Source organism: Rhizobium sp. CFBP 13644, from assembly GCF_014842165.1.
Classification (GTDB): Bacteria; Pseudomonadota; Alphaproteobacteria; order Rhizobiales; family Rhizobiaceae; genus Agrobacterium; species Agrobacterium tumefaciens_C.
In genome coordinates, this window is the sequence record NZ_JACYVF010000002.1 from 557,088 (window position 1) to 570,110 (window position 13,023).

The window sequence follows — 13,023 nt, forward strand, 5'->3', positions numbered from 1 at the left end:
TTCGTCACCCTCGGGATAAGCCCGAGGGTGACGGAGACTTTAAAACCGCCCGCCTTTTTCCGAAATAACCTTCGTCAAGCTGCCATCTGCTGGAAACAGCGGAATGAGGCAGGCTTGCAGCGCGTGGTAAATATCGCCCTTGCCGGGGAAAATCGTGTTGGCGGGTGCCAGATTTTCCGTCAGTTCCTCGTGCCAGCCGCCATGCTTGTGGTCGATAAAGCTGTTGGCAATGGTGCTCCACACGCGGCGATAGCTGTCTTCGTAGAACTCGTCAGCGGGCAGATGCTCATTGAGGAAGTGCGCGGCACCGGCTGCTTCGCACATCGGCCACCACAGCTTTTCGGTCTTTTTCGGCGTGTTGTCCCAGTCCAGCGTGTAGAAGAAGCCGCCCTTGGTGCGGTCCCAGCCGAGAGACATGGATTGCACGAACAGCGCCTTGGCCGCCGCTGGCATCCACTCATGCTTGCGCTCACCCAGCACCCAGAGCTGGAGAATGAGGCGTGACCATTCCAGCCAGTGGCCGGGGGTCGTGCCGGAAGGGCGGAACATTTCGTTGCCGCTGTAATCCTTGGTGAGCACCCAGTTCTCGTCAAAATGCTCGGGCACGCGAAAATCCAGAGCGCCCGCAGCGCGACGAATGACGAGATCGGCAATGCGACCGGCCTTGCTCAAGTAGGATGTGTCGCCCGTCACTTCGAATGCCGCCATCAGGGCTTCGGTCAGGTGCATGTTGGAATTCTGGCCGCGATAATTCTCGACAGGCGACCAATCACGGTGGAATTCCTCGTGGATCGCGCCGTATTTTTCTTCCCAGAACCGTGTTTCGAGAACCTCGGTAATATCCGCCAGCATCTGGTCGGCCAGCGGGTGGCCAACGGCCTTGGCGGAGGATGCGGCCAGCAGCACGAAGGCGTGGCCGTAACCCTGCTTGGTGGCATCGACGGGCCCGTTCTCATCCACCTGCCAGAAATAGCCACCATGCTGGGCATCGCGGTGGTTGTTCCACAGATAGGTCATGCCGTGGTCGATCACATCGCCACAGCCGGGTCTGCCCAGCAGGTGGCCGAGCGAAAAGCAATGCACCATGCGGGCCGACATGTGGATGCCGCGCACGGGATTTTCCGCCTGCAAGGCCAAGCCCTGCCGGTCCAGGTCGAAAAACCCACCCTTGGGGTTGATGGCGTTGTACTGGAAGAAATCGAACAGACCTTCCGCCTGCTTGGCCAGCCATTGCCGGTGCCAGGGCAGGGTGCTCCAGTTTGACTTGCCGTGATCCGCTTCGGTCATGTTTTCCTCCGTATGATATGCTCCAGCAATTCTCTATATCTTTGGGACGTAACAGTGTCATCCATAACGGAAATTTCGTATCCTTGGCGTAGAAGGGTCGTGAAACCTGGAAATGAATGATATATTGACATAAAGATATCTTTATGTGACTGACAAAAGACGAAACACATGGGAATGAGGAGTGTGCCGATGTTGGACGATCTGTTTGGCCCTACGGGCAACAAGCGTGACGGCGCGGAAATCCTGAAGGCGCTTCAGCAGGCGGCGCGGGAACGCATACTCATTCTCGATGGCGCGATGGGAACGCAGATCCAGGGGCTTGGCTTCGATGAGGATCATTTCCGTGGCGACCGCTTCATCGGCTGTGCCTGTCACCAGCAGGGCAACAACGATCTTCTGATCCTCTCCCAGCCGGATGCGATTGAGGAAATCCATTACCGTTACGCCATGGCGGGTGCGGATATCTTGGAAACCAACACCTTCTCCTCCACCCGCATCGCGCAGGCGGATTATGAGATGGAAGGCGCGGTCTATGATTTGAACCGCGAAGGCGCGTTCATCGTGCGCCGTGCCGCCCAGCGGGCTGAGCGCGAAGATGGCCGCCGCCGCTTTGTGGCCGGTGCCATTGGCCCAACCAACCGCACAGCCTCCATTTCGCCAGATGTGAACAATCCCGGCTACCGCGCCGTCAGCTTCGATGATCTGCGGCTTGCCTATGGTGAGCAGATCGACGGCCTGATCGATGGCGGTGCCGATCTCATTCTCATCGAAACCATTTTCGATACGCTGAACGCCAAGGCCGCCATCTTTGCCTGTGAAGAGCGTTTCGCCGCCAAGGGCATTCATCTGCCTGTGATGATTTCGGGCACGATTACCGACCTTTCGGGCCGCACTTTGTCTGGCCAGACGCCAACCGCGTTCTGGAATTCCGTGCGCCACGCCAACCCCTTCACCATCGGCCTCAACTGTGCGCTGGGTGCCAGCGCCATGCGCCCGCACCTTCAGGAATTGTCCGAGGTTGCCGATACTTTCGTCTGTGCTTACCCCAATGCGGGTCTGCCGAACGAGTTTGGCCAGTACGACGAAACGCCTGACATGATGGCAGCGCAGGTGGAGGAATTTGCCCGCGAAGGTCTGGTCAACATCGTCGGCGGCTGCTGTGGCTCCACGCCGGATCATATCCGCGCCATTGCCGATGCCGTTGCCGGCCACGCGCCGCGCAAGCTGCCGGAGCATCGCTCCTTCATGTCGCTGTCTGGCCTTGAGCCCTTCACGCTGACCAAGGACATTCCCTTCGTCAACGTGGGAGAGCGCACCAATGTCACCGGCTCTGCCAAGTTCCGCAAGCTGATTACGGCTGGCGATTACACGGCAGCTCTGGCCGTTGCCCGTGACCAGGTGGAAAATGGCGCGCAGATCATCGACATCAACATGGATGAAGGCTTGATCGACAGCCAGAAGGCCATGGTCGAGTTCCTCAACCTCATCGCTGCCGAGCCGGATATCGCGCGCGTGCCTGTCATGATCGACTCATCCAAATGGGAGATCATCGAGGCTGGCCTGAAATGCGTTCAGGGCAAATCCATCGTCAACTCCATCTCGCTGAAGGAAGGCGAGGAGAAGTTTCTGGAGCAGGCAAGCCTCGTGCGCAATTATGGCGCCGCCGTCGTCGTCATGGCGTTTGATGAAGTCGGTCAGGCCGATACCTATGAGCGCAAGGTGGAAATCTGCACCCGCGCCTACAAGCTTTTGACCGAAAAGGCAGGCATTCTGCCCGAAGATATCATCTTCGACCCCAACGTCTTTGCCGTCGCCACCGGTATCGAAGAGCACAATAATTACGGCGTGGATTTCATCAACGCCACCCGCACAATCCGTGAAACCATGCCGCTGGTGCATATTTCCGGCGGGGTTTCCAACCTGTCCTTCTCCTTCCGCGGCAACGAGCCGGTGCGCGAAGCGATGCACGCCGTGTTCCTGTACCACGCCATTCAGGCGGGCATGGATATGGGTATCGTCAATGCGGGTCAGCTGGCGGTCTATGAAAGCATCGACCCGGAACTGCGCGAAGCCTGCGAAGACGTGGTGCTGAACCGCCGTGCCGATGGCACGGAACGGCTGCTCGAAGTGGCCGAGAAATTCCGGGGCGGTCCGGGCCGTGAAGCCAGGGTTCAGGATCTGGCCTGGCGCGACTGGTCGGTTGAAAAGCGTCTGGAACATGCACTCGTCAACGGCATCACCGAATATATCGATGCGGATACGGAAGAAGCGCGCCTTCAGGCCGCCCGCCCGCTGCATGTCATCGAAGGTCCGCTGATGGCGGGCATGAATGTGGTGGGTGATCTGTTCGGCTCGGGCAAGATGTTCCTGCCGCAGGTCGTCAAATCCGCCCGCGTCATGAAACAGGCCGTGGCCGTTCTTCTGCCCTACATGGAAGAAGAAAAGCGCCTGAATGGCGGCGAGCAGCGCAAATCCGCTGGCAAGGTGCTGATGGCAACGGTGAAGGGCGATGTGCACGATATCGGCAAGAATATCGTCGGCGTCGTTCTGGCCTGCAACAATTACGAGATCGTCGATCTCGGCGTCATGGTGCCAGCCACCAAGATTCTGGAAACGGCGATTGCTGAAAAGGTCGATGTGATCGGCCTGTCCGGTCTCATCACCCCATCTCTGGATGAGATGGTGCATATGGCGGCTGAGATGGAACGCCAGGGCTTTAACATTCCGCTGCTGATCGGTGGCGCGACGACGAGCCGCGTGCACACGGCGGTAAAAATCCATCCGCGCTACGAGAAGGGTCAGGCGATCTATGTCACCGATGCCTCGCGTGCGGTTGGCGTGGTCTCGGCCTTGCTGTCGGAAGATCAGAAGCCAGCCTATATTGAAGGCATCCGCGCAGAATATGCCAAGGTGGCGGAAGCCCACGCCCGCAACGAGCGTGAGAAGCTGCGGCTTCCGCTCGCACGGGCGCGTGCCAATGCTCACAAGGTGGACTGGTCGGCCTATCAGCCGGTCAAGCCGCAGTTCCTCGGCACCAAGACCTTCGAGACCTACGACCTTGATGAACTGGCGAAGTACATCGACTGGACGCCATTCTTCCAGACATGGGAACTGAAGGGCCGTTATCCCGCTATTCTCGAAGATGAGAAGCAGGGCGAGGCAGCGCGCCAGCTTTTTGCCGATGCGCAGGCCATGCTGAAGAAGATCATTGACGAAAAGTGGTTCCGCCCACGCGCCGTCATCGGCTTCTGGCCCGCCAATGCTGTGGGGGATGATATCCGCCTGTTTACGGATGACACTCGTTCGGAAGAACTCGCAACCTTCTTCACGCTTCGCCAGCAGCTTTCCAAGCGCGATGGCCGCCCCAATGTCGCGCTATCAGATTTCGTGGCGCCACAGGATGGCGGCGTGACGGATTATGTCGGTGGCTTCGTGGTCACGGCGGGCATCGAGGAAGTGGCGATTGCCGAACGCTTCGAGCGCGCCAATGACGACTACTCCTCCATTCTCGTCAAGGCCCTGGCAGACCGCTTCGCCGAAGCCTTTGCCGAGCAGATGCACGAGCGTGTGCGCAAGGAATATTGGGGTTATGCAGCAGGTGAGAGTTTCGCGCCGGATGAACTGATCGGTGAATCCTACGCAGGCATCCGTCCAGCCCCGGGCTATCCCGCCCAGCCTGACCATACCGAGAAGGAAACGCTGTTCCGCCTGCTGGATGCGACCAACGAAACCGGTGTTGTGCTGACGGAAAGCTATGCCATGTGGCCGGGCTCCTCCGTCTCAGGCCTTTATATCGGCCACCCCGAAAGCTACTATTTCGGTGTCGCCAAGGTGGAGCGTGATCAGGTTGAGGACTATGCGCAGCGCAAGGGCATGGCCGTAACAGAGATCGAACGCTGGCTCGGACCGGTGCTGAACTACGTGCCGACCGAGGCCGCCAAAGAGGTGGAGCCTGCCTGATACTCCACGCGAGGTCGTTACCGGTCTGATTCCGGTTTCGGCCTTTAGCTGTTGATTTTAAAAGGAAAAGGCGGAAAGCGGCACTGCCAGATTTGAAGTATGCACTTTCTGTTTCAGACCCGGTGGTCGTCAATGTCTTCATAATCTGACATTCTTCGGGTCGCGTTATGATTTGACGGAGGATAGGGCAATGGCTGAACCCCAGGAGCACAATCAATTCGATGGCCCTCAGATGCATGGAGCGCATTACAAGAACGCTGATATGTCAGGCGCTAACTTTGATGGTGTAAACCTCGCAGGCGCGCAGTTTTACGCCGTCTTGACGAAGGCAAGTTTCACCGACACCAATTTAAGCGAAGCGGTCCTTGACGATATCAACATGGCAGATGCGCGCTTCAATAACGTCAATCTGTCGGGAGCCGTCATCACGAATGCCAACCTATCACGCCTCACGATAAGCGGCGTGACATTGGCAGACTCGGACATCAGAGACGCCGATCTAACCGGCATGCGGATCAATGGTGTTCTCGTAACCGATCTGTTCAGGGCTTATGAACAGGCAAAAACCTGACGGCCATTTATTCCCGAGGCGACAGTACGGGCGCGGATTGCTTCCAGCTAGCCAAAGGCCTATCGCCTGATGTCACTCGAACCGGTCGATAATGCTGATGCCGCTATCGGTAAACGTGTTCATCCCGGGCAGGGCGGTGACGGCGTCTGTGAGCGAGATGTGGCGGCCGATTAGCTTTTCGGGGGAGAGCTTGCCGCTGCGGATCATGGCCAGCATGTCGTCATAGCGCCAGGCCTGCATGCCGTGGCTGCCGTAAATTTCCAGCTCGTGGGCAATGACCCGCGCCATCGGAATTTGTGGCATGGAATGGTCCGCCAGCATCAACCCCACCTGCACGTGGCGGCCGCGACGGCGCAGATTGCTGATGGAGTTGCAGCAGGTCTGGGGATGGCCGAGCGCATCGACGGAGACATGCGCACCGCCGCCGGTAATCTCGCGCACGGCTTCGCTCACATCGGCAACCTCGCGGCTGTTGATGGTGGCGGTTGCGCCCAGTTGCCGCGCCAGCGCCAGCTTGTCTTCGGCAATATCGATGGCGATGACCTGCGCGCCAAGCCCCGCGCCGATCATGATGGCGGAAAGGCCAACGCCGCCGCAGCCATGCACGGCCAGCCATTCGCCACCCTTCAAGCGGCCCTGATCGACCACGGCGCGGAAGGATGTGGCAAAGCGGCAACCGAGGCTCGCCGCCGTATCGAACCCCATGTCTTCTGGCAGATGCACAAGATTCTGATCGGCATAGTCGATAGCGACATATTCCGCGTAGGAGCCCCAGTGGGTGAAGCCCGGCTGGAACTGTGTTTCGCAGACTTGGCTGTTGCCGGAGCGGCACTCCTGGCAATGGCCACAGCCGGACACGAAGGGAACGGTGACGCGATCACCCACCTTGAACCGCATGACGTTTTTGCCAACGGCTGAAATCACACCCGCAAATTCATGGCCCGGCACATGCGGCAGCTGAATATCTGTGTCATGGCCCATCCAGCCGTGCCAGTCGCTGCGGCACAGACCCGTTGCCTTCACCTCGACGACAACGCCGCCCGGCGTTGGTTCCGGGTCCGGCAGGTTGGCTATGCGGGGTGCCTCACCGAAGGTTTCGTAAAACAATGCACGCATGACTATTCTCCTGAGACGACTTGAGATCGCGTCCTTTAGCTGGAAACGATCTAGCCGGATTTCTGAGGACGAAACAGTGCGTCACTCTGCTACAATCATCAAATCTTCTGATGCAAATTTCAGCGTGATGCGCTCGCCAATCGCTGGCGGTGTCTTGCCGGGATCATTGAACATGTCGAAGGACAGCGTCGCGCCGCCCACATCCATGCGGGTGCGGATGACCGAGCCTAAGAAGTGGCTGGAGGTGACAAGGCCCGATATCGCGACATCGCCGATGCTGGCTTCGCCCAGCGAACCCGCCTCGGGGCGCAGCGCCACCGTCACCTGCTCGCCATCTTCCTTGTTCAACGGCTTTTTCAGCGAAACCTGCTGATCGCCAATGCGGATGGTGCTGGTGGAGGCATCCACCACGGTCGCGTCGATGAGGTTCAGCGTGCCGACGAAGGACGCCACGAACCGCGTGGCCGGTTTGTTGTAGATGTCGAAAGGCGAGCCGATCTGGTCGGCGCGTCCGGCATTCATCACCACGATGCGGTCGGAAATGGTCAGCGCCTCCTCCTGATCGTGGGTCACGAAAATGGTGGTGATGCCGAGCTTGCGCTGAATGCTGCGGATTTCCTCACGCAGCGAAACGCGGATCTTGGCGTCCAGTGCCGAAAGCGGCTCATCCAGCAGCAGAACCTGCGGCTTTGGTGCCAGCGCGCGCGCCAGCGCCACGCGCTGCTGCTGCCCGCCAGACATCTGGTAGGGGTAGCGGTCCGCCAGATGATCGAGGTGGATCAGCGCCAGCATTTCCTTCACACGCGCATCGATCTCGGCCTTGGGCTTGCCCGCAATCTTCAGACCGAAGGCCACGTTCTCGTAGACATTCATATTGGGAAACAGCGCATAGGCCTGAAACACCATGCCGATATTGCGCTGGTTGGGTTTCAGGCTCGTCTGGTTCTTGCCGTTGATGGTGATCGCGCCTTCGCTCGGCGTCTCGAAACCGGCAATCATGCGCAGGATCGTGGTCTTGCCGCAGCCCGATGGCCCGAGGAAGGAAACGAATTCGCCCTGCTCGATGGCCATGTTGAAATCATGGACGACCTGCACCGCGCCGAAGGATTTTCTAATGTTCTGAAGTGTCAAAAAGCTCATAAAATAAATCCTCAGGCCTTGGGAGGCGCGCCTTTGTGATAGCGCGAGACGAGTTGGATAAGGCCCAGGCAGCCCCATGTGATGCCGAAGGAGATAACGGCGAGCGCGGCAGGCTCATAGGCACGGTTGGCACCCAGCAATTGCATATAGGGGCCAAAGGCCGGGCGGTTCAAAAGCGCCGCCATGGTGAATTCACCGATGACGATGGCAAAGGTCAGGAACGCGCCGGAGAGAACGGCAACCAGAACATTCGGCAGAATGATCCGCGCCAGAATGGTGGTCCATCCGGCGCCCAGACTTTGCGCCGCTTCCGTGAGTGTGGCGATGTCGATGGTGCGAAGCCCGGTATCGACGGCGCGGTACATATAGGGCAGGGCAAGCGTCGTGTAGCCGAAGATCAGCAGCAGGTTGGTGCCGGATGTCGATCCCGTCAGCGGCAGCCAGCTGGAGGTGTTGTAAAGCCTGATATAGCCGAAGACGATGACGATGGCCGGAATGACGAGCGGCAAAAGCGTGATGAACTCGATGACGGGCCGAAGGGCTGGCAGTTTCAGCCGCACCCAATAGGCCGTTGGCACCACAAGCAGGATGCCGAAAATAATGGTGCACAGCGCCATCATGATGGAAAAGGTGAATGTCTCCTGAAACCGCGGGTCGCTGAGAACCTTGCCATATGCGTCGAAGGAATATTCGCCGCGCCGCATTTTGAGCGAGAAATTCGTCATTCCAATCAGCGGCAGGGCGAAGTAGAGGAGGCCGAACAGCAATGCGCCCCAGGCAAAAATACGCTTCATTTCAGCCACCTCTCGCTGCGTGTGCGCATCCAGATATAGAGCGTGTTGGCAATGCAGGTCACAAGGATCATGCCGAAGGCGAGCGCGTAACCGAGATGGGGATTGCCCAGAACGTCACCACGAATTTGCGCAAACAGCAGAATGGGCACGATGTTGAGCGAGGAGCCCGTGAGCGCTATTGCCGTTGCGACAGCACCGAAGGCATTGGCAAACAGCAGAGAGAAGGTGCCGAGAATGGAAGGCAGCAGAATGGGAAAGGCCACCATGCGCCAGTACTGGAAGCCGCTGGCGCCCAGAATTTCCGCAGCTTCGCGCCATTCGCGCTTCAGGCCATCCAGAGCGGGCGTGATGATGAGGATCATCAGCGGGATCTGGAAGAAGAGATAGGTGACGGTCAGGCCCCAGAAGGACAGGATGTTGAAACCCAGAAGCCGCAGATCAAGCCCGAGCTGGGTTTTCAAAAACACGGTCACCAAACCGACAGGGCCGAGTGTGGCGATGAAGGCGAAGGCCAGCGGCACGCCTGCAAATTGCGATGCGACACCGGAAAAAGTCAGAAGCGGCGAACGGATTTTCTGCGGCAGACCACCCAGAACAACAGCGGTGGCAACGCCAAAGCCGATGAGACAGCCGAGCAGGGCGGAGGCAACGCTGATCTTGATGGAAATCCAGTAGGCGGAAAGAATGGATTCGGTGAACAGGCCAGCAATGTTTTCAAGCGTGAAATCGCCTTCCGGGTTCTGAAAAGCGCCAAGGACGATCTTCATCGTCGGCATGATCAAAAAAAGAAGAATGAAAATTGCAAATGGCAAAACGCCAAGCCATTCCAGCTTCGGGCGAAACCGTCCTGGTGGTCGCGAGGGCGCGCCCATAGTGTTTGATGACATACCACGTTCCCGAACGCCGCTATCATAGCGGTCTTTTCATTGTATAAAACCATCTGCCCCGAACTTTGAAAAGTCCGGGGCAGATGTATTGGTCGTTACTTCACGTTCGCGCCGACAACCTTGTCCCAGCCGCCGGTAACAGCAGCCTTGTTGGCATCAACGTCTTCCAGCGTCGGGAAGACAGCCTTTTCATAGGCTGCTGCTGGTGGCAGGGCGTCCAGAAGATCCTTTGGAATCTTGTTGGCCTTGGCAAGAGCGTTGAAGCGGATTGGGTGGCAGAAGCCCTTCAACCAGCCGAGCTGACCTTCGTCAGAATAAAGGTGCTCCATCCACAGCTTTGCAGCGTTTGGATGTGGTGCGTAGGCAGAGATGCCCTGCACGTAAACGCCAGCCAGAACGCCGGATGATGGCACGACAACTTCTGTAGGCGGGTTGCCGTTCAGAGTTTTCGCCCATGACAGCGCGTTATAGTCCCATGCAACGACGATTGGCGTCGCGCCCTGGGCCACGGTGCCAGCCTTGCCGATAACAGGCAGGAAGTTGCCAGCCTTGTTCAGCTCGCCGAAGAACTTCAGACCAGCTTCGCCAGCTGCCTTGCCGTCCTTTGCACCGCTGGCAAGACCAGCTGCGAGAACGCCGAGAATGGCCTGGTTGGAGGCGCGTGGGTCACCAGCAAGAGCGACCTGGCCGGAATATTCAGGCTTCAGAAGATCGGCCCAATCCTTTGGCGTGTTGGTCACGAGATCCTTGTTCACGAACAGGGACATCACGCCGTAATAATCGCCGTACCAGTAGCCTTCGGCGTCCTTCACATTGTCAGGAATCTCGTCCCATGTGGAAACCTTGTAAGGCTGCAGAAGGCCTTCCTTCTTGGCCTGTGGGCCGAATGCGAGACCGACGTCGATCACGTCAGGAGCCTGTGGGCCCTTATTGTCCTTGTTGGCCTTGATGGCTTCCACTTCGTCGGCAGAGCCAGCGTCCGGGTTCAGTTCGTTGACCTGAATTTCAGGATACTTGGCCTTGAAGGAAGCGATCACGTCGCCGTAACCGCACCAGTCGTGGGGCAGGGCGATGGTCGTCAGCATGCCTTCCTTCTTGGCGGCTGCAACGAGTTCTGCGCTCGGTGCGGCAGAGGCAATCGCGGTAGATGCGATGACCATTGCTGTGGTCAACGATAGCAGTCGGCGGCTGTGCGAGATCACGGTTAGTTCTCCTCTGTGTCTAATGCGTCTGGCGACGCTGATACGTGGGTTGCATGAATGTTATGTGACGCTTTCCCCGGACGGTTTCCCGCCGTCATCATGGCCTCTGCCATTTTCTTGCCATCATTGCGCCCATTCGTCGCCATGATATTTAAGAAACGACATAAATAATTCGTGTTGCGCCTTTCCCCTCCGAAGCCGCTTCTCACTTCTCCTCATTTTTCGGTTTTCGAAAAAGGCGGGTCTGTTCGAACAGGCCTTCCAGCGAGTTCATGCGCTTGCGGGTCTCATCCCAACCATTGTTCTGCACCGCCTCGATCAGCGCCTCCACGACGAAGAGAGTCACCACCGAGCTGTCCCAGGCCGAGGGCGCTTCGATACGCACGCGGAATGTGTGTTCTGCAAAGCGCGAAACGGGGGAGGTCCACTGGTCGGTGAACAGCAGAATGCGCACGTCATTGTCATGCGCCACCTGCGCCAGCGTCACCATGTCCTGCTCGTATCGCCTGATGTCGAAGATCACCAACACATCGCCTGCATTCATGTTCAGCATATATTGCGGCCATGAGCTGGAATTGGATGACATCAGCGCTGTCTTTGGGCGGATGACCTGCATGTGGGTGAAGAAATATTCCGCAATGGCACCGGTAATGCGTCCACCGACGAAGTAGATGCTGCGTTTTCTGTCCGCCAGAAGAGCTGCGGCATTGTCAAAGGATGCCGTATCGAGATCGCTCAGTGTATCGCGTAAGTTTCCGGTGATGGCATCAGCAAAGCGGTTGAGAATATGCAGGCCGGGCGCGTTGCTGGCCCATCGGTCATGCTTGGTAATCGGGTTGGAAATGGTGGCGTCCAGCTCCTGATGCAGCCGTCCCTGAAATTCAGGGTAACCCTTGAAGCCGAGCTTCTGCACCATGCGCGCAACGGTTGGCGTTGAGACACCGGCATTCTCGGCAACCACGGTCATGCTGCCAAGGCCCGAAACCGGGTAATTGCCGAGAAGACTTTCCGCTAAGCGCTTTTCGGCACGCGTCAGGCTCTCGTAATGAGCCTGGATAACGTCCGAAACGGTCGCGGCTGAAGTGTGCAAATTTTTCCCCTAGCCGGTCTTTTCGCCGGTCTGTTAGCGCAGATTAAGATACGGGGGGCGAGCGGAGTCAATCAAAAAAATGAAGAGAATATTTCAAAAATCATTTGACACTTCGGCGTGTGTGAAGAATTCTTTCCCAACTGTCGGGGGACAGTGATGTTGGCAGCGGGGGTACACCATGACGGTGCAAACGACGTTTTTCACACATGACGAGCCTGCGCCCGTTGTCGTGGAAAATCCGCACGGTGCAGGCCGCATTCTCCTTGTCTGCGAACATGCCTCTTGCACCATGCCAGCCCGTTACGGCACCCTTGGCCTGAGCGAGGATGTGCTGAAAAGCCATATTGCCTGGGACCCCGGCGCATTGGCTGTCGCAAGGCTCCTGTCGCAAAGTCTGGATGCGACGCTGATCTACCAGAATTATTCGCGCCTGATTTATGATTGCAATCGCCCGCCGGAATCGGCCTCGGCCATGCCTGTCATCAGCGAGATCTACAATATTCCCGGCAATCTGGCTCTTGACGATGCAGAGCGTTTCGCCCGCACCGCGGCACTCTATATCCCGTTCCAGTCCGGCGTCCGCGACCTGATTGACGCTAAGGGCGAGGCGGCTCTCGAGACCGTTCTCGTCACCATGCACAGCTTTACCCCTGTCTATCACGGCAAGCACCGCGAAGTGGAAATTGGCCTTTTGCATGATGCCGATGCGCGGCTGGTGGATGCGATGATGGAGCATGCAGAGGGCAGCAATTTCCGGGTCGAGCGCAACGAACCTTATGGCCCGCAGGATGGTGTCACGCACACGCTTCGCCTGCATGCGCTGCCCTCAGGTCTGTTGAACGTCATGATCGAGGTCCGAAACGACCTCATCGAAAATGAGGAGGGGCAGCGGGCTGCTGCCGATTTTCTGAGCGGACTTTTGAAAAAGGCAATCGCCGCTCACAGCCCATGAGGACTTGAGGACAATGAAGACCGC

The 13,023-nt window shown here is 58.0% G+C and carries 10 protein-coding genes; 3 read left to right on the forward strand and 7 right to left on the reverse strand.

All coding sequences use genetic code 11. The features are described from left to right. Nucleotides 1-39 precede the first annotated feature (39 nt). Entirely contained in the window at nucleotides 40-1,287 is a 1,248-nt protein-coding gene (locus IFT53_RS07770; RefSeq protein ID WP_192064153.1) for an AGE family epimerase/isomerase, read from the reverse strand. 189 nt (nucleotides 1,288-1,476) lie between these two features. Between IFT53_RS07770 and metH the strand changes: the two genes are divergently transcribed. Beyond that, the gene (metH, locus tag IFT53_RS07775; RefSeq protein WP_192064152.1) at nucleotides 1,477-5,247 is read left to right on the forward strand and encodes a methionine synthase; all 3,771 of its coding nucleotides are present in this window, start codon (nucleotides 1,477-1,479) and stop codon (nucleotides 5,245-5,247) included. A 190-nt stretch (nucleotides 5,248-5,437) separates the two neighbouring features. Beyond that, a complete protein-coding gene (locus tag IFT53_RS07780) occupies nucleotides 5,438-5,818 on the forward strand; it encodes a pentapeptide repeat-containing protein (RefSeq protein WP_042617252.1) in 381 nt (126 codons plus the stop codon). A 72-nt stretch (nucleotides 5,819-5,890) separates the two neighbouring features. On the opposite strand, the gene IFT53_RS07785 is transcribed toward IFT53_RS07780, so the two are convergent. The 6 genes from IFT53_RS07785 to IFT53_RS07810 form a co-directional block, all read right to left on the reverse strand. Further along, nucleotides 5,891-6,934: a zinc-dependent alcohol dehydrogenase family protein gene (locus IFT53_RS07785; protein WP_192064151.1), complete on the reverse strand. Its 1,044-nt coding sequence runs from the start codon at nucleotides 6,932-6,934 to the stop codon at nucleotides 5,891-5,893. Nucleotides 6,935-7,015: 81 nt separating this feature from the next. Next, entirely contained in the window at nucleotides 7,016-8,074 is a 1,059-nt protein-coding gene (locus IFT53_RS07790) for an ABC transporter ATP-binding protein (protein WP_192064150.1), read from the reverse strand. Between the two features lie 11 nt (nucleotides 8,075-8,085). Continuing rightward, nucleotides 8,086-8,868 carry an ABC transporter permease gene (locus tag IFT53_RS07795; RefSeq protein ID WP_192064149.1) on the reverse strand — a complete coding sequence of 261 codons (783 nt, stop codon included), beginning with the start codon at nucleotides 8,866-8,868 and terminating at the stop codon, nucleotides 8,086-8,088. Further along, complete coding sequence (locus tag IFT53_RS07800; protein ID WP_446737659.1) at nucleotides 8,865-9,755, reverse strand: ABC transporter permease; 891 nt, start codon at nucleotides 9,753-9,755, stop codon at nucleotides 8,865-8,867. Before IFT53_RS07800 ends, IFT53_RS07795 begins: the two co-directional genes overlap by 4 nt. 95 nt (nucleotides 9,756-9,850) lie before the next feature. Beyond that, the gene (locus IFT53_RS07805) at nucleotides 9,851-10,957 is read right to left on the reverse strand and encodes an ABC transporter substrate-binding protein (RefSeq protein ID WP_192064148.1); all 1,107 of its coding nucleotides are present in this window, start codon (nucleotides 10,955-10,957) and stop codon (nucleotides 9,851-9,853) included. Nucleotides 10,958-11,162: 205 nt separating this feature from the next. After that, nucleotides 11,163-12,047 (reverse strand): MurR/RpiR family transcriptional regulator, encoded by an 885-nt coding sequence (locus IFT53_RS07810; RefSeq protein WP_192064147.1) that lies wholly within the window; start codon nucleotides 12,045-12,047, stop codon nucleotides 11,163-11,165. A 178-nt stretch (nucleotides 12,048-12,225) separates the two neighbouring features. Between IFT53_RS07810 and IFT53_RS07815 the strand changes: the two genes are divergently transcribed. After that, nucleotides 12,226-12,999 (forward strand): N-formylglutamate amidohydrolase, encoded by a 774-nt coding sequence (locus tag IFT53_RS07815; RefSeq protein WP_192064146.1) that lies wholly within the window; start codon nucleotides 12,226-12,228, stop codon nucleotides 12,997-12,999. The last annotated feature ends 24 nt before the right edge of the window (nucleotides 13,000-13,023 follow it).

Excerpts from the sequence above, each read along its gene's own strand:
- IFT53_RS07795 (WP_192064149.1), bottom strand. The coding sequence starts at position 8,868 with ATGAAGCGTATTTTTGCCTGGGGCGCATTGCTGTTCGGCCTCCTCTAC.
- metH (WP_192064152.1), top strand. The coding sequence starts at position 1,477 with ATGTTGGACGATCTGTTTGGCCCTACGGGCAACAAGCGTGACGGCGCG.
- IFT53_RS07785 (WP_192064151.1), bottom strand. The coding sequence starts at position 6,934 with ATGCGTGCATTGTTTTACGAAACCTTCGGTGAGGCACCCCGCATAGCC.
- IFT53_RS07815 (WP_192064146.1), top strand. The coding sequence starts at position 12,226 with ATGACGGTGCAAACGACGTTTTTCACACATGACGAGCCTGCGCCCGTT.
- IFT53_RS07770 (WP_192064153.1), bottom strand. The coding sequence starts at position 1,287 with ATGACCGAAGCGGATCACGGCAAGTCAAACTGGAGCACCCTGCCCTGG.
- IFT53_RS07780 (WP_042617252.1), top strand. The coding sequence starts at position 5,438 with ATGGCTGAACCCCAGGAGCACAATCAATTCGATGGCCCTCAGATGCAT.
- IFT53_RS07790 (WP_192064150.1), bottom strand. The coding sequence starts at position 8,074 with ATGAGCTTTTTGACACTTCAGAACATTAGAAAATCCTTCGGCGCGGTG.
- IFT53_RS07800 (WP_446737659.1), bottom strand. The coding sequence starts at position 9,755 with ATGTCATCAAACACTATGGGCGCGCCCTCGCGACCACCAGGACGGTTT.